Annotated in this window: 21 protein-coding genes; 11 read left to right on the top strand and 10 right to left on the bottom strand. The window is 53.1% G+C overall.

The annotated features are described in order from the left end of the window. Positions 1-13: 13 nt before the first annotated feature. Positions 14-1024: an apurinic/apyrimidinic endonuclease family protein gene (locus F3I20_RS02390; protein WP_150012900.1), complete on the top strand. Its 1011-nt coding sequence runs from the start codon at positions 14-16 to the stop codon at positions 1022-1024. On the opposite strand, the gene F3I20_RS02385 is transcribed toward F3I20_RS02390, so the two are convergent. The 3 genes from F3I20_RS02385 to F3I20_RS02375 all read right to left on the bottom strand — a co-directional run bounded on the left by F3I20_RS02385 (position 1017) and on the right by F3I20_RS02375 (position 3340). Then, on the bottom strand, positions 1017-1880 hold the full coding sequence (locus F3I20_RS02385) for a glucose 1-dehydrogenase (protein WP_135908952.1): 864 nt from the start codon (positions 1878-1880) through the stop codon (positions 1017-1019). The two genes, F3I20_RS02390 and F3I20_RS02385, sit on opposite strands and share 8 nt — an antisense overlap. A gap of 64 nt (positions 1881-1944) precedes the next feature. Further along, positions 1945-2793 (bottom strand): manganese catalase family protein, encoded by an 849-nt coding sequence (locus F3I20_RS02380; RefSeq protein WP_150012902.1) that lies wholly within the window; start codon positions 2791-2793, stop codon positions 1945-1947. A gap of 289 nt (positions 2794-3082) precedes the next feature. Further along, a complete protein-coding gene (locus F3I20_RS02375) occupies positions 3083-3340 on the bottom strand; it encodes a biofilm development regulator YmgB/AriR family protein (protein WP_150012904.1) in 258 nt (85 codons plus the stop codon). A gap of 551 nt (positions 3341-3891) precedes the next feature. Between F3I20_RS02375 and F3I20_RS02370 the strand changes: the two genes are divergently transcribed. Further along, a complete protein-coding gene (locus F3I20_RS02370) occupies positions 3892-4116 on the top strand; it encodes a hypothetical protein (RefSeq protein ID WP_033732545.1) in 225 nt (74 codons plus the stop codon). 100 nt (positions 4117-4216) lie between these two features. Here the strand turns inward: F3I20_RS02370 and F3I20_RS02365 are convergent, their stop codons facing one another. Further along, entirely contained in the window at positions 4217-4468 is a 252-nt protein-coding gene (locus F3I20_RS02365; protein WP_033779254.1) for a hypothetical protein, read from the bottom strand. Between the two features lie 337 nt (positions 4469-4805). Between F3I20_RS02365 and umuD the strand changes: the two genes are divergently transcribed. The 5 genes from umuD (at position 4806) to F3I20_RS02340 (ending at position 8018) form a co-directional block, all read left to right on the top strand. Beyond that, on the top strand, positions 4806-5225 hold the full coding sequence (gene umuD, locus F3I20_RS02360) for a translesion error-prone DNA polymerase V autoproteolytic subunit (RefSeq protein WP_013357748.1): 420 nt from the start codon (positions 4806-4808) through the stop codon (positions 5223-5225). A 2-nt stretch (positions 5226-5227) separates the two neighbouring features. Continuing rightward, entirely contained in the window at positions 5228-6496 is a 1269-nt protein-coding gene (gene umuC / locus F3I20_RS02355) for a translesion error-prone DNA polymerase V subunit UmuC (RefSeq protein WP_150038034.1), read from the top strand. A 150-nt stretch (positions 6497-6646) separates the two neighbouring features. Beyond that, positions 6647-6922 (top strand): hypothetical protein, encoded by a 276-nt coding sequence (locus F3I20_RS02350; protein ID WP_150012908.1) that lies wholly within the window; start codon positions 6647-6649, stop codon positions 6920-6922. A 281-nt stretch (positions 6923-7203) separates the two neighbouring features. Beyond that, complete coding sequence (locus F3I20_RS02345; protein ID WP_223813108.1) at positions 7204-7734, top strand: TetR/AcrR family transcriptional regulator; 531 nt, start codon at positions 7204-7206, stop codon at positions 7732-7734. A 143-nt stretch (positions 7735-7877) separates the two neighbouring features. After that, positions 7878-8018, top strand: coding sequence for a hypothetical protein (locus F3I20_RS02340; protein WP_223811730.1), 141 nt, complete (start codon positions 7878-7880; stop codon positions 8016-8018). A 30-nt stretch (positions 8019-8048) separates the two neighbouring features. On the opposite strand, the gene ycgZ is transcribed toward F3I20_RS02340, so the two are convergent. The 5 genes from ycgZ to F3I20_RS02315 all read right to left on the bottom strand — a co-directional run bounded on the left by ycgZ (position 8049) and on the right by F3I20_RS02315 (position 10262). Continuing rightward, positions 8049-8288, bottom strand: a complete 240-nt coding sequence (gene ycgZ, locus F3I20_RS02335; protein ID WP_150012912.1) for a regulatory protein YcgZ — start codon at positions 8286-8288, stop codon at positions 8049-8051. A 227-nt stretch (positions 8289-8515) separates the two neighbouring features. Next, positions 8516-8788, bottom strand: a complete 273-nt coding sequence (locus F3I20_RS02330) for a hypothetical protein (protein ID WP_150012914.1) — start codon at positions 8786-8788, stop codon at positions 8516-8518. A gap of 420 nt (positions 8789-9208) precedes the next feature. After that, complete coding sequence (locus tag F3I20_RS02325; protein WP_010245445.1) at positions 9209-9439, bottom strand: YgdI/YgdR family lipoprotein; 231 nt, start codon at positions 9437-9439, stop codon at positions 9209-9211. Between the two features lie 15 nt (positions 9440-9454). Next, positions 9455-9688 (bottom strand): YgdI/YgdR family lipoprotein, encoded by a 234-nt coding sequence (locus tag F3I20_RS02320; protein ID WP_010245442.1) that lies wholly within the window; start codon positions 9686-9688, stop codon positions 9455-9457. Between the two features lie 370 nt (positions 9689-10058). Further along, positions 10059-10262 (bottom strand): hypothetical protein, encoded by a 204-nt coding sequence (locus F3I20_RS02315; protein WP_061062381.1) that lies wholly within the window; start codon positions 10260-10262, stop codon positions 10059-10061. A gap of 189 nt (positions 10263-10451) precedes the next feature. Between F3I20_RS02315 and F3I20_RS02310 the strand changes: the two genes are divergently transcribed. The 4 genes from F3I20_RS02310 (at position 10452) to pdxY (ending at position 13780) form a co-directional block, all read left to right on the top strand. Continuing rightward, positions 10452-10766 (top strand): MliC family protein, encoded by a 315-nt coding sequence (locus F3I20_RS02310; protein ID WP_150012916.1) that lies wholly within the window; start codon positions 10452-10454, stop codon positions 10764-10766. 25 nt (positions 10767-10791) lie between these two features. Beyond that, positions 10792-11448, top strand: coding sequence for a pyridoxamine 5'-phosphate oxidase (gene pdxH, locus F3I20_RS02305; protein WP_013357759.1), 657 nt, complete (start codon positions 10792-10794; stop codon positions 11446-11448). A 140-nt stretch (positions 11449-11588) separates the two neighbouring features. After that, positions 11589-12863 (top strand): tyrosine--tRNA ligase, encoded by a 1275-nt coding sequence (gene tyrS / locus F3I20_RS02300; RefSeq protein ID WP_150012918.1) that lies wholly within the window; start codon positions 11589-11591, stop codon positions 12861-12863. Between the two features lie 56 nt (positions 12864-12919). Beyond that, positions 12920-13780, top strand: coding sequence for a pyridoxal kinase PdxY (pdxY, locus tag F3I20_RS02295; RefSeq protein ID WP_150019634.1), 861 nt, complete (start codon positions 12920-12922; stop codon positions 13778-13780). A 32-nt stretch (positions 13781-13812) separates the two neighbouring features. Here the strand turns inward: pdxY and gstA are convergent, their stop codons facing one another. Further along, positions 13813-14418 carry a glutathione transferase GstA gene (gene gstA / locus F3I20_RS02290; protein WP_150012922.1) on the bottom strand — a complete coding sequence of 202 codons (606 nt, stop codon included), beginning with the start codon at positions 14416-14418 and terminating at the stop codon, positions 13813-13815. Positions 14419-14646: the final 228 nt, after the last annotated feature.

The raw sequence follows: 14646 nt of genomic DNA, 5'->3' as shown, positions 1-14646 counted from the left end.
ATCAGGAGCAGTCATGAAATTAGGCTTTGCATGTAAGTATCTCAACAGCGACGGCAAACAGTTTTTCCCGTTTCGCGCGACGACCCGTAAACGATTTCTGAGTTTACCGCACGCTGAACGTCATCAGCTGGTTCATGAGATCACCGTTACCAATCTCAATAATCTCTACCTGACGCTTGAGCATCTGGCTACGTTACCCGCGCCGCTGCGAATGATGCGTATCGGCAGCGATCTGCTGCCGCTTTATACGGTGCCCGAAGCGACGCCGCTGTTTGCGGAATTCCTGCCTGAACTCTATCCGCTGTTTGCCCGCTGTGGTGAGCTGGCGCGGGCGCATGACATCCGGCTTTCCTTCCATCCGGGCCAATATACCGTGCTGGCCTCTGATAATCCCGATGTCGTGGTGCGTGCTCTGGAGGATGTGGAGTATCACACGCTCTGCGCCTGTCTGATGGGCTACGGCAAGACCTTCCAGGATTTTAAAATCAACATCCATATGAATGGTAAGGCAGGATTCGACGGCTTTAAACAGTCATTTAATCAGCTCAGCCCGGAGGCACGGCTGATGCTGACGGTGGAGAATGATGAGATCTCCTGCTCGCTGGATGATGTGCTGCAGGCGGCATCGCTCTGTCCGGTCGTGCTGGATATCCACCATCACTGGGTGAAAGAGAGTGAGTTTATTCAGCCGGATGACGCGCGTGTGGCCAGGGTCATCGACTCCTGGCGCGGCGTGCGACCGGTGCTTCACTATTCGATTTCACAGGAGGGGATGATTCCCGAACAGGGCTGGCCCGATCAGCAGCAGCTGGGTGTGAGCAAAAGCAAACTGCGGGCGCACTCAGACTTCTTCTTCAATCCGACGCTGAATGGCTGGGCGTTGTCGTTTCAGGCTTTCGACATCATGTGTGAAGTGAAAATGAAAAATCTGGCGCGGGAACCGCTTTATCAGTGGGGGATAGCGCAGAAGCTGATAAGGAATCCCCTGGCCGAAGCGACCAGGGAATCGGCAAACGTTAAATAATCGCCACGCCGCCCGTGACGGCGATGGTCGCCCCGGAAATGTAGCTGGCTTCATCACTGGCCAGCATCACATAGGTGGGTGCCAGCTCAGCAGGCTGACCGGCACGCTGCAGAGGTACTTCACTGCCAAAGTTTTTCACCTGTTCAACCGGCATGGTCGACGGGATCAGCGGTGTCCAGATGGGACCGGGTGCGACCGCATTGGCACGGATGCCTTTCTCCGCCAGCAGGGCTGCCAGGCCACCGGAGAAGTTAACGATGGCGGCTTTAGTCGCGGAGTAGGCGAGCAGTTTCGGTTTCGGCTGGTCAGCATTGATCGAGGCCGTATTAATGATCGACCCGCCTGCAGGCATATGTTTAGTGGCCGCTTTGGTGATGTAAAACATCGCGTACAGGTTAGTCTTCATCGTCCGATCAAACTCGTCGTCACCGATCTCATCCAGCGATTCGCGCGTCATCTGATACGCCGCGTTATTCACCACAATGTTAATTTCACCAAAGGCTTCAACGGCTTTATCGACCAGCGCGTTGCAGTGTGACGCATCGGTAATGTCGCCAGGCACCAGGACGGCTTTCTGACCGGCGGCCTCAACCAGTCGGGCGGTATCCTGCGCATCCTCATGCTCATCAAGATAAGAGATCAGCACGTCAGCACCTTCCCGGGCAAAAGCAATCGCCACGGCCCGGCCAATGCCGGAATCGCCGCCGGTAATAATCGCTTTTTTACCCGCCAGACGGCCTGAACCCTGATAACTCTCTTCACCATGATCGGGCTGTGGCTGCATCGCGGCGGTACTGCCAGGCCACGTCTGCTGCTGCTCTTCGAAAGGGGGTTGTGGACGCTGAGTGGATGACATGACGACTCCTCCATAAAAAGATGGGAAAAACCTGTCAGGGCATCGTTCCCTGACAGGCGGGCAATTAAGGTTTCGGTGGCGTGATGCCGTCAATCTGCTCTGACTGCGCACCGGAGCCGGGACGTGCATTGCCGAGCAGCGGCTCATCACCCAGAATCTCGGGCTGCTGTTTCGCGCTGAACTGACCATGACCATCGTAAGCCGGGCCACTGCTCCAGCGTCCTTCCGGCAGCGGTTTATCCAGTGAGGTATTCAGGCAGTAGTAAGAGTGCTCCTGCGCCTCATGTTCCTGCGGGAAGCTGTTCGGGATCGGCAGTGATGCGTTCAGGCCACCCATCTCTTCGATTACCGCCAGCCACTGCTGCTGGTGCATGGTGTCACGGGCGATCAGGAAGGAAAGGAAATCCTTCATGCCTTTATCTTCGGTCATGTTGTAGAGGCGGGTGGCGAGGACGCGGCCGGTGGCTTCTGCAGTGACGTTAGCCAGCATATCGGCGGCTACGTTGCCGGAGGCGTAGATGTGGCTCATGTCGAACGGCATGCCGTTGGCGTTCACCGGCATGGCTGCCAGACCGGAAGAGAGAATATGGCGCGGATTCATGCCGCCCAGAATCGCATTAACCACCGGATCTTTCGCTGACGCTTCCTGATAAGAGAGCGGTGCGCCTTCAAGGTTCAGCGCTACGGCATAGCCCAGCATTTCGATATGGCTCAGCTCTTCGGTGGCGGTAGAGATCAGCAGATCCCGAATCCGCGCATCACCCCGCGCGCCCATCGCCTGGAAAAAGTATTGCATCGCTACACGAATCTCACCCTCGACGCCGCCGATGGCCTGCTGTAACAGCATGGCAAACTCTGGATCGGGCTTCTCTACACGAACCGGGAATTGAAGTTTTGATGAATGATGAAACATGGTTATTTTCCTCGTCTGTGTTTGCAGTGGATGCAGAAAAAGCCTGGACACAGATATCGGATAAATAAAGCGAACCGAGAGCAATTAATCGCAATTTAAGGTGAAATAAGCGGCAAAAAAGGTAAATAGTAGAGCTATATGTGGCCCGGCAGGGCAGGCAATGCGTGAGATGAAAAAGAGGCGGGTGATGCAGTGCAGCAGAAATAAAAAAGCCCCTTTAAAAGGGGCCGATTCCGTAGTGGAAAAGCATCCGTGCTAATTCGCGTTCCGTCATAACAGACACAGGTTTTTAGCTTTCGCTGGTAGCCGTTGCACGCTGCAGAACATGTTCAAGAGCCTGACGGTAAATATCCTGCTTAACCACGTCGCGCTCGCTCTCCAGGCGGTGAATTAGGCCCAGCACAATGTCTTTATCGGAGACATGGGCTTTGGCTCGCGCGAGTTCAGTATGGACCGCGGCGATGACCTGTTTTTCAGTGGTCAGCGCTGTACCAGAGTTCATGAAGTAATCAGAAATCTGAGACTCTGTATTCATCGTTGTTTGCATGTCAGGCCTCATAAAAAATTGGGGAGGAATGCGTCGATACAGATCCGGTAACCGGCTGACGCAAAAAAATTGCATCTGAAGGTGGAAATCCACAACACCTTCAGATGCGGTGCAAAGCACCCTCGTTACAAGTGATTTAACATCACGAGATAAAGTTATACAAAGATGGCAAAGTTGTACAATAGAATTTGACAAAAAATCACTGGTCAGAGGTGTTGAGGGGCAGGCAGACAACGGAAGTGTGTCGGGTTTTTAGTGTTTATATGATTTAATTCAGAGAGTTAAAGGATTATTTTTGCAGGGTGAGAGCGTCCGCTTGTGCGTAACGTCTCTTCTTTGCGGCTCTGCAAAAATGATACAACAGCGGTTCAGGCAGTTATTTCAGCAAAAAAACCTGTACAGCCTGTACAGGTTTTTTGCGCAGGAAAAGCAGACAACGCAACACGGCTGCTGCAATCCTGTCCGCCTGACAGGTCATGCCACATAATTCACTTCCCACGCCTGATGCAGAAGGCTAAGGTTGAGCCCTTATTCATCACAAGGAAATGATCATGGTTCACGACTATTTTGCGATTCCGCCTGCGGGCGTGACGCAGGAACAACATAAACGTTCAGTGGCTGTGGCAGCGGCGCTGTCAGTGGCAAAGGAGTCAGTCAGCGCTTCAACATCAGCAACCGGTTCAAAAGCTTCCTGGGACCTGCAGGCCGTGGCGAATGAAATTGGTAATCTGGCTGATGCGATTCAGGATGCGCTGGAGAGTGATAGCCAGGCTTAAAGACTAACCCGCAGCGCCTCAGGCTGCTGCCGGGACGGGTCAGAAGATGGCAGTGTTCAGGAGCCGGTAACGTCCGGTGAGCGGACGCTGCCGGAAAGTCCTATTCCATCGCGGGTGGCTCATATTTAATATACTGACGCAGGGCGTCATGGATTGCCTGATTATTGCCTTCCTCCAGACCGCGTTCGGCATATTCTTTCGCCAGCGCGGCCAGCACATCGTCAAACTTCCCTTTGTAGTTGAGATTATTCAGCGCAATTTGCTGACCGAGTATCGCTTTTAATACCGTGGTCTCAACCGTTAACTGCGCAACGGCTTCTTCCAGATGTTTAATTCGATCGTCGTCTGCCATAACTCCTCCATGCCTTAAAAAAAGCAGAATAACCAGCCCGCTCTGAATATTCAAACCTCGGCAAATGCCACAGAGACGTTGTCAGATTTTCCTTAAGTAAAAATAATCAGCGGGTGAATTTATAAGATTAGTTACTGAAAGAAAAAAACGCTGATATTCCCGTGCTGCGGCAAAAGTAACCCGTTTCCGCTTACTCGCGCAGCAGTAAGAAAAAAGAGGGTTAAAAAAGTGCATTACCATCAACTGCTTTACTTAAAAATGTTCCGTGTCACTTGATTAAAAGGGGGATTAGCCATTACTGTATTTATATACAGTAATCTGAGCAAGGAGTGAAATTGTGGAATTCATTAAACCTGCGGACATTCGCGCCGTTATGCCTTTACCGCTTTATATCGAACGTGTGCCGTGCGGATTTCCCTCTCCGGCGCAGGATTATGTCGAACAACGTATCGATCTCAATGCGCTGATGGTGCAGCATCCCAGCGCCACCTATTTTGTCCGCGTCAGCGGCGAGTCGATGATTGAGGCGGGCATTAATGATGGTGATATGCTGGTGGTTGACAGCTCGCTCACCGCCTCACATGGCGATATCGTGGTGGCCGCCGTCGACGGTGAATTTACCGTTAAACGTCTTCAGCTTCATCCCTGCCTGCAACTGATGCCGATGAACACCAAATTTAAACCGATCGCTATCCAGACCGAAGATGCGCTGGAGGTATTTGGTGTTGTGACCTTTGTTATTAAATCGACGCACTGACCATGTTCGCGCTGGTCGATGTGAACTGCTTTTATGCGTCGTGCGAAACCGTTTTCCGGCCCGATCTGAAAGGCAAACCAGTGGTGGTGCTGTCGAACAATGACGGCTGTGTGATTGCGCGCAGCGCCGAGGCAAAGAAAGCCGGTATAAAAATGGGCGCGCCCTATTTTAAAATGCGCGAAGAGCTGACGCGTCACGCGGTACAGGTCTTCAGCTCCAATTACGCGCTTTATGCCGACATGAGTGAGCGGGTGATGACCATCCTCGAAGAGATGGCACCCTCGGTGGAGATCTATTCGATTGACGAGGCGTTTATGGATCTCACCGGCGTGCAGAACTGCATGGCGCTGGAGACCTTTGGCCGGCAGGTCAAAGAACGGATCCGCAAAGAGACCCATCTGACCGTCGGCGTCGGCATTGCCCAGACCAAAACGCTGGCCAAGCTGGCGAATTTTGCGGCTAAAAAGTGGAGCAAAACCGGTGGCATTGTTGATTTATCGGACCCCGAACGACAGAAAAAGCTGCTGGCACTGATTGATGTGGCTGACGTCTGGGGCGTGGGGCACCGGATCGGCAAACGGCTCAACGCTATGGGCGTCATAACGGCGAAAGATCTGGCCGATCAAAGCACCGAATCCATTCGCAAACAGTTCAGCGTAGTGATGGAGCGCACCGTCAGAGAACTGCGTGGCGAATCCTGCCTGGAACTGGAGTCAGTGACACCGGATAAGCAGCAAATCATGTGTTCCCGTTCGTTTGGCAGCCGCATCTCCGACTATGACCAGATGCGCGAAGCCGTCTGTGCCTATGCGGAGCGCGCGGCAGAGAAACTGCGTCGTGAGAATCAATACTGCCGTCAGATAGGCGTATTTTTGCGCACCAGCCCGCACGCGACTGACGAACCCTTTTATGGCAATCAGTCTATAGAGACGTTGCTGATCCCGACGCAGGACACCCGCGACATCATCAATGTTGCAATGGCGTGTCTGGATAACATCTGGATTAAGGGATATCGCTATATCAAGGCGGGCATCGTGCTGGGGGATTTTTTCAGTCAGGGCGTGGCCCAGCTTGATCTGTTTGACGAGCATCAGCCGCGCCGCAACAGCCAGGAGCTGATGCAGCTGATTGATACAATTAACAAAACCGGCAGTGGAAAACTGTGGTTTGCCGGGCAGGGGATCAATAAGGCCTGGGCGATGAAGCGCGAGATGCTGTCGCCTGCCTATACCACACGGGTAACGGATTTGCCGGTAGCTGCGGTGAAGTAGGCGCGGCTCCGGCTTCCTCTGTTGCTGACGTAGCAGCGTCTGTTAAAAGCTTTTTTTATCACGCGATTTAAGTAACAGGAAGTTATGCTTTACCTGGCTCGATGTGTAGTTTTTCATCGGGCATTTTAAAAAAATAACCAGGTAAATATAATGGATTTCAGAGAGTTTGAAGCCAGAGTGATGCTCTGGCCTGCAATACATTTCACAGCAATCATTCAATCCCGCCACCACGACGACTATGAGATTTATGTGGTCGACGACAACAGCAATATAAAAACCCGACTCTTTTTATGTTTTGCTGACAATGAGCACCACGCCAGTCTGCTCATTAAGCAGTTTATGTTATGGCTAATCAAAATAAACGCCCAGCAACGCAGGCAGCAACGGGCAGAGCGCCGCAAAGAGACCGCGTTATTATCTGAGTGAATCGTGACCGGTTCGCCCTGTAACCTGTGTCGGGTTTCAGGGCACAACCGGTTACTTCCCTTGATCATCAGGCGACAGAAACGGATATCCGTCAGTGTCAGACCGCTGGTCGATTGTCGCTATCTATACTTGTTACCCGTGCCTGGGATAGAATCCGGGCTGATTCTGACAGGAACGAACTTCCCAGACCGGTAACAATGATCACAACAGCGACAGTGCAACAAAACAAAGAGCGGGGACGTCCCAGAGAGTTCGATATTGAACAGGCTCTGGATCACGCCATGATCGTTTTCCGACAAAAAGGGTATCACGCCACATCAATAAGCGATCTGGGCGAGGCGATGAACCTCTCCGCAGGCAGCATCTATAAGGCCTTTAAAGATAAGCGCTCGCTCTTTCTGCTGGTGTTTGAACGTTATCTGTTACTCAGAAATACCGAGCTGCGCCGTCGTCTGGCAACCTGTGTCAGCGGACGGGAAAAAATAACTGAGCTATTGCAGTTCTATCTGGACTCGGCGCGTGCCATTGAAGGGCGGCGCGGCTGTCTGGTCGTTGCCAGCGCCATTGCTCTGCAGACGATGGATCAGGCGCTGGCGCAGCGCATTGATGAGGTGGTTCGGCGTAATCAGCGCTTCCTGGTCTCGCTGCTGGAGCTGGGGCAACGGGATGGCTCAATCGATAATACGCTGGACAATGAAGCGGCAGCCGGTTTAATCCTCTGCATTGCATACGGAATGCGGGTTGCAGGCAAGGTCAGCGATGTGACCAATGAACAGCAGACGCTGGCGCTGGCATTAAAAGTACTGGGGTAATCGTTACGGGGCGGGTCAATACACCTGCATTTCTCCGCCCGCGTTTTTCGCACAGAGAAAGTTTGCAGTACGCTTTTCCCGACGCTGTTTATGTGCCAGGCTTTTACGTTTTATTCTGTAGCGTAATAATTAAGGTCTGCTTCGTGAAAACCTCAATCTTACTGACACTCGTAGCCGCTATTGGCTGCTCTGTTTTTGCTGCCCAGGGGGGATTTGAAACCCGCGCAGCGAAACACCCGCTGCAACAGCAGGTGACAGAAAGCGGAGAGCCGCTGACGCACTAACAGAAGTCGCTGGCAGAGAGCGTCCGCTGCTTAACGACCAAACAGCAGGCTGATGAGAGCATGGTAGTGGCGCTCTTCTTCCTGTGTAGACGCTGTTTCCAGCCGACGAAGAAGTTTGGTGCAGATCGATTTACGGTTTACGTTCCCGCCCGCATGCAGAATTTCCACCACCACCTGGCCCAGCGTTTCCTGCTGTGAGGGCAGGCTTGCCGCATTAAAATAACGGGCAATATCGTCTGCCGTCCGCGGCAGTCTCTGGTTCGGGTACATAGGTGATTTCCTGTCAGGTGATGGAAAAGCGATCGGTTCGCGGCAAAGTTATACAAAAAAAGTGAGCCTGTACAGCTATTTCAGCGCAGAAGAGGGAAGTTTTTGTGCTATTTACATAGCACTTAGCGATAAACAGGGAAATACAAAACTGACGTGGAGCTGAGAAATGCTGAAGGGCACCAGGCAAGGCCTGGCACCCTGAACCGACGGCGTCATCCTTCAGCACATTAACGATAATCTTTAAGGTAAACCGGCGCCTGTCCGGTCTCGACCAGCCAGTTTAATTCGGCGCGGTCGCGCGTCGAGGCCTTGATAAAGCCTTTGAGCCAGTTGCGTGCATCAGCAATCTGCGCGACGCGCTCATCGCTGCGTTCGTTTTCAGCCATCTCACCCAGCTGGCGAATCAGTGATACCAGTGTAATCTCCTGCTCTTCAAACGCCAGATTGATTGCAGCTTCACCAAGAATCATATGACCGATTGATTTATCATGGTAAACCATCAGCGACCTCCTGATTGAATAACGAAATGAATAGTCTAGTTAAAGGCAATCCGGACTAAAAGATCGGAAACCGCCGATAAAGGCAGTTGAAATTATTAAAAATAAAATGAACCTTTAAGTAGAGTGATAACTCTATGATAATAAAGAGTAAAAGCAGATGGCTGGTTTACGGATAAATCATATTGAGCTATTAAGCTGGTTAAAAAAGATAAAGGCTGCCTGAAATTCAGATAAGTAATAAGCAGGTGAATCACGATTACTGTCATGCCGCCTGCCATATTATTGCCGAGGAATAACGGATATTTCTGATTAAAACCGGCAGGTGGCGGGGAACCTCGTGGGTGCCACATGTCGTGCTAAGCGCAGGCAAAAATAAAGCCGCCCATGGGCGGCTTTATTTACTGAACGATAGCGCCAGGTTTATTTCTTCGGTACTTCAGAGACCGCTTTAACGTCCGCTTTGTTAATCTGCTGCTTCACGCCATTGGCGTCAGTGTAAGCCAGCAGGCCGGCATCTGACTCAGAAGGCTTGCCATCACTAATAATGGTGCGTCCATCGTTAGTCTGAATCGCATAACTGGTACGGGTGCAGCCGGTTAATACGGTCATACCAATCAATGCGGCGAGAGGTAAAATCAGCGCTTTTTTCATCTTATTCACCTTATATTAGTTGTCGAGTTCACTCATATTACTGATCTCATTGCGATTGATCTGCTCAGTTTTTCCTGTCTGAGCATCGCGATAAGAAACCAGGCCAGTATCTGAATCGATCTGCGGTTTGCCATCAGTGACAATGGTGCGGCCATCAGTGGTCTTAATCGACTGATTCGAGGCGCAGCCTGCCAGCGTACCTAAAGAAAGCGCCAGCAAAGCAATGGCTGACAGGGATTTCATTTTCATTTTTTTCAACTCCATGAAGTATAACCAGACGCTTACAGCATAGACGGCTTTATAGAGTTTGCTGGGCCTGCCACGCTTCGCTGCCGATTTTTTAGACAAAAAAGGGGGGTGTAGCGATTATTTGCGGGAGTGACGGCGGGAAATAGCATTTATTGCAAATGAGCATGGCTGTTTATGCCGTTTCAGCAGAGGCATTACCAGGCCGGAATAAAAGTGACGCCAATGTGGGGAAATAAGCACGGCAGCCAGAGCAGATATTGTTCGTTAAAGCCAGAGTCGCCCCAGGGGTAATCATCTGCACCAGCGTTAACCGCTGATCATGTCCGCTGGCCCGATACCCTGATGACTACCGGGCCAGTGAAGAAGGGGATCAAAGAATGGAGTCTTCGCCGGCTTTGGCTGCCGCTTTTTCCGCTTTCATGGCGCTGACCGGGTCGGATGCGCTCAGCCAGCGGTCAAATTTCTGGTAGGTGTCGATAAAGGTTTTAAAGTAGCTGCTGGCGACGGTGGCATTCTCTTTATGGTTCATAAACGCCACGGCCAGCTTAAATGCATCTTCGTTATCAAATTTCATGTTGGTTTTCCTCGCTTAAGATCTATAGAGCGTAGCCTGAGAACGCGGCCTGTGCATTCAGACAACCGCCTGAAAACGCGCAATAATTCAGGCTGCCTGACAGCATCCACCAGATTGGCGCGGATTCCCACTTACTTCGCGCAAAATCCTTCTTATAATGCCAGCTTCACTCATAAAGGAGACCCGCTTATGTTGAAAGGATTAACCGTTGCCGCGGTGCTGCTGCTCTCGGGCTGTAGCCTGATGCATAAACAGCCACCGTCGCCGCAGACCCTGCACTATCGCTGCGGAACTCTGCCCCTGACCGTGACGCTGGATGAGGCGAACGAGCAGGTGAGCTTCATCATGGATGGCCAGCCCCTGACGCTGAAGCAGACGGCATCCGCCTCCGGCGCGCGCTACAGCGACAACACCTATGTGTTCTGGTCCAAAGGAAACGGCGCATTTATCGAACGTAACGATAAAATCGTCGTGAATGATTGTGAGCTGCAACCTGCCAGCTGACTCTTTATCTGAAAAGGCGAGCATTATGAGCGACAGCGAAACGCTACACACCATTGCCCATCTGCGGCGCGAATATACCCGCGGCGGATTGCGTCGTAAGGATCTGCCGGATGATCCGATAGCCCTGTTTGAACAGTGGCTGAGCCAGGCGTGTGAAGCAAAACTGCCCGATCCCACGGCAATGACCGTGGCCACCGTGGATGAGCAGGGCCAGCCGTGGCAGCGCATCGTGCTGCTGAAACACTTTGATGCGCAGGGCATGGTGTTTTACACCAACCTTGGCAGCCGCAAAGCGCTGCAGCTGGCGCACAATCCGCGCATTTGCCTGCACTTCCCGTGGCACTACCTGGAACGTCAGGTAATGGTGCTGGGCGAAGTGGAAAAACTGTCGCCGCTGGAGGTGCTGAAATATTTCCACAGCCGCCCGCGCGACAGTCAGATTGGTGCCTGGGTGTCGAAGCAGTCGAGCCGGATCTCTGCCCGTGGCATTCTGGAAGGGAAGTTTCTTGAGCTTAAGCAGAAGTTCCAGCAGGGCGACGTGCCGCTGCCCAGCTTCTGGGGTGGCTACCGGGTGAAATTTCACACAGTAGAGTTCTGGCAGGGAGGCGAACATCGCCTGCACGATCGTTTCATCTATCAGCGCGATCACGACGGCTGGAAAATCGACCGTCTGGCACCCTGAATCTGCATGATTTCCCCCTATCAGCGCTGGCACAGAAGGCGTCAGCGCTTTATGCTATAGCCCTCATTTTTTTCGATTCCGCAACTCAGCGGAAAGCTGTGTACCAGCATAGGTGCAGTCTGATCAATTTGGAGTCAGTGATGACCAGCAGTAACCTGATACAACAATTGCAGGAGAGGGGCCTTATCGCCCAGGTGACGGATGAAGACGCGTTAACAGAGAAACTGGCGCAGGGGCCAATTTCGCTCTATTGCGGCTTTGACCCCACTGCTGACAGCTTGCATTTGGGCCATCTGGTACCGCTGCTCTGCCTGAAGCGTTTTCAGGATGCCGGCCATCAGCCGGTGGCGCTGGTCGGGGGTGCAACCGGCCTGATTGGCGACCCGAGCTTTAAAGCCGCAGAGCGTAAACTTAATACCAGCGACACCGTCAATGAATGGGTTGAGAAGATCCGCCAGCAGGTGGCACCCTTCCTCGACTTCGATTGCGGCAGCAACAGCGCAATCGCCGCCAACAACTACGACTGGTTTGGCAGCATGAACGTGCTGACCTTCCTGCGTGATATCGGCAAACACTTCTCCGTTAACCAGATGATCAATAAAGAAGCGGTGAAGCAGCGTCTGAACCGTGACGATCAGGGCATCTCCTTTACCGAGTTTTCCTACAATCTGCTGCAGGGCTATGATTTCGCCTGCCTGAACGAGCGTCACGGCGTATCGCTGCAGATTGGCGGTTCCGATCAGTGGGGTAACATCACCTCCGGTATCGACCTGACCCGTCGTCTGCATCAGAACCAGGTCTTTGGCCTGACCGTTCCGCTGATCACCAAGTCTGACGGCACCAAATTCGGTAAAACCGAAGGCGGCGCAGTCTGGCTCGATGCGAAGAAAACCAGCCCGTACAAGTTCTATCAGTTCTGGATCAACACCGCGGATGCCGATGTCTATCGCTTCCTGAAGTTCTTCACCTTCCTGAGCATTGAAGAGATCAACGCGCTGGAAGAAGAGGACAAAAACAGCGGCACCGCACCGCGTGCGCAGTATGTGCTGGCTGAGCAGGTAACGCGTCTGGTGCATGGCGAAGCGGGTCTGTCGGCAGCGAAGCGTATTACGGCGAGCCTGTTCTCTGGTTCCGTGAGCGACATGACTGAAGCGGATTTCGAGCAACTGGCACAGGATGGTATGCCAACCATCACCCTGGGCGCTGAAGACGATCTGCAGCAGGCGCTGGTGAAAGCAGAGCTGGTGCCGTCACGCGGTCAGGCGCGTACCATGATTGGCTCCAACGCCGTTTCTCTGAACGGTGAAAAGCAGTCTGATGCGGAATACCGCTTCAGCGACAGCGACAAACTGTTTAACCGCTTTACGCTATTGCGTCGCGGCAAGAAACATTACTGCCTGATTAACTGGCAGTAAGATTTCAGGGCCGGTTTCCGGCCCTTTTTTATGGCAAGGCAGGACAGGGCAAACAAGTGAAAAATATTTTAGCGATTCAGTCGCACGTTGTTTTTGGTCACGCCGGTAATGCGGCGGCTGAGTTTCCGATGCGTCGCCTGGGGGCAAACGTCTGGCCGCTGAATACCGTTCAGTTTTCCAACCATACGCAATATGGCCACTGGACCGGCACGGTGATGCCTGCCACGCATTTAACCGACATCGTTAAAGGCATTGCAGACATTGACCGTCTGAAGACCTGCGACGCGGTGCTGAGCGGCTATCTGGGTTCGGCAGAGCAGGGCGAGCAGATTCTGCAGATTGTTCAGCAGGTCAAAGCGGCTAACCCAAATGCCTGGTACTTCTGCGATCCGGTGATGGGTCACCCCGAGAAAGGCTGCATCGTGGCACCCGGCGTCGCGGAGTTTCACTGCAAGATGGCGATGCCGGCCAGCGATATTATTGCCCCGAATCTGCTTGAGCTGGAGATGCTGAGCGAACGCACTGTCACCGACGTCGACGCGGCAGTCGACGCTGCACGGGCGCTGATTGCCCAGGGACCACGCGTGGTGCTGGTGAAGCACCTGGCGCGTGCGGGGCGTCGCAGCGATCGCTTTGAGATGCTGCTGGTAACGGCGGAAGACGCCTGGCACATCAGCCGTCCGCTGGTCGATTTCGGCGTCCGTCAGCCGGTCGGCGTAGGCGATCTCACCAGCGGTCTGCTGCTGGTGAATCTGCTGCACGGTAAATCATTGCAGGATGCGCTGGAGCACGTCACTGCGGCGGTCTATGAGGTGATGCTGAAAACCCATCAGATGGGCGAGTATGAGCTGCAGCTGGTGGCGGCCCAGGATGCCATCGCCAGTCCGACGCAGCACTTCACGGCAGAAAAGCTGTAACGCATCAGGGCCGGTTAACCGGCCCTGTTCACTCAGGCTAAGCCTTCCGCTTTCAGCGCCGCCTGCACCGCAGGACGCTCCGCGACCCGATCAAACCACGCCTCCAGCGCCGTAAAGCCGGACAGATCCAGTCCCAGCGCTTTTGCCCAGCGCGTCACCACAAACAGATAGGCATCCGCCACGCTGAAATGCATCCCCGTCAGCCACTGTCTGTCACGCAATGACGCATCGACATAACGGAATTTCGCTTCCAGCTGACTGCGCGTCTGCGCTTTCACCTCGTCGGAATAACCCGGGCGAAACAGCGGCCCAAAGCTTTTGTGCAGCTCGCTGCCGATGTAGCTGAGCCACGCCACGGTGTGATAACGCGTCAGGCTACCGACCGGAGCCAGCAGATGGCGATCGGGCTTCAGGTCAGCCAGATACTGTACAATGGCAACGCCCTCTGTCAGCACGCTGCCGTCGCTGAGCTGCAGCGCGGGCACCTGGCCTTTAGGGTTAATCTGGCGGAAATCATCGCCCCGCTCAGTGAGTTTTGTGGCCAGATCAACATTCACCTGAGTGAAGTCGAGACCGCATTCGCGCATGACAATGTGGGGAGAGAGAGAGCAGGCTCCTGCTTTGCAAAACAGTTTCATGACCATGTACTCCTTGTTGCAATGGGATCACAGCATAGTAAAGGCTCAGAGGGAGATTACCAGTGATAAGGTTCAGGGATCGATGAGGGCAAAAGGTCAGCAGTAAAAATCCGCCTTCATAGAAGGCGGCTTTGTTTTCCGCCCCATAGGGGCGTACTAAGTTCGGACTCTTAGAGCCCTCTCTTCACACCTCATGAAGCGACAGTTGTTTATCTTCAACTTCATGCT

The organism is Candidatus Pantoea gossypiicola (assembly GCF_008632075.1).
Classification (GTDB): domain Bacteria; phylum Pseudomonadota; class Gammaproteobacteria; order Enterobacterales; family Enterobacteriaceae; genus Pantoea; species Pantoea gossypiicola.
This window is presented reverse-complemented; position numbering and strand designations above follow the sequence as displayed.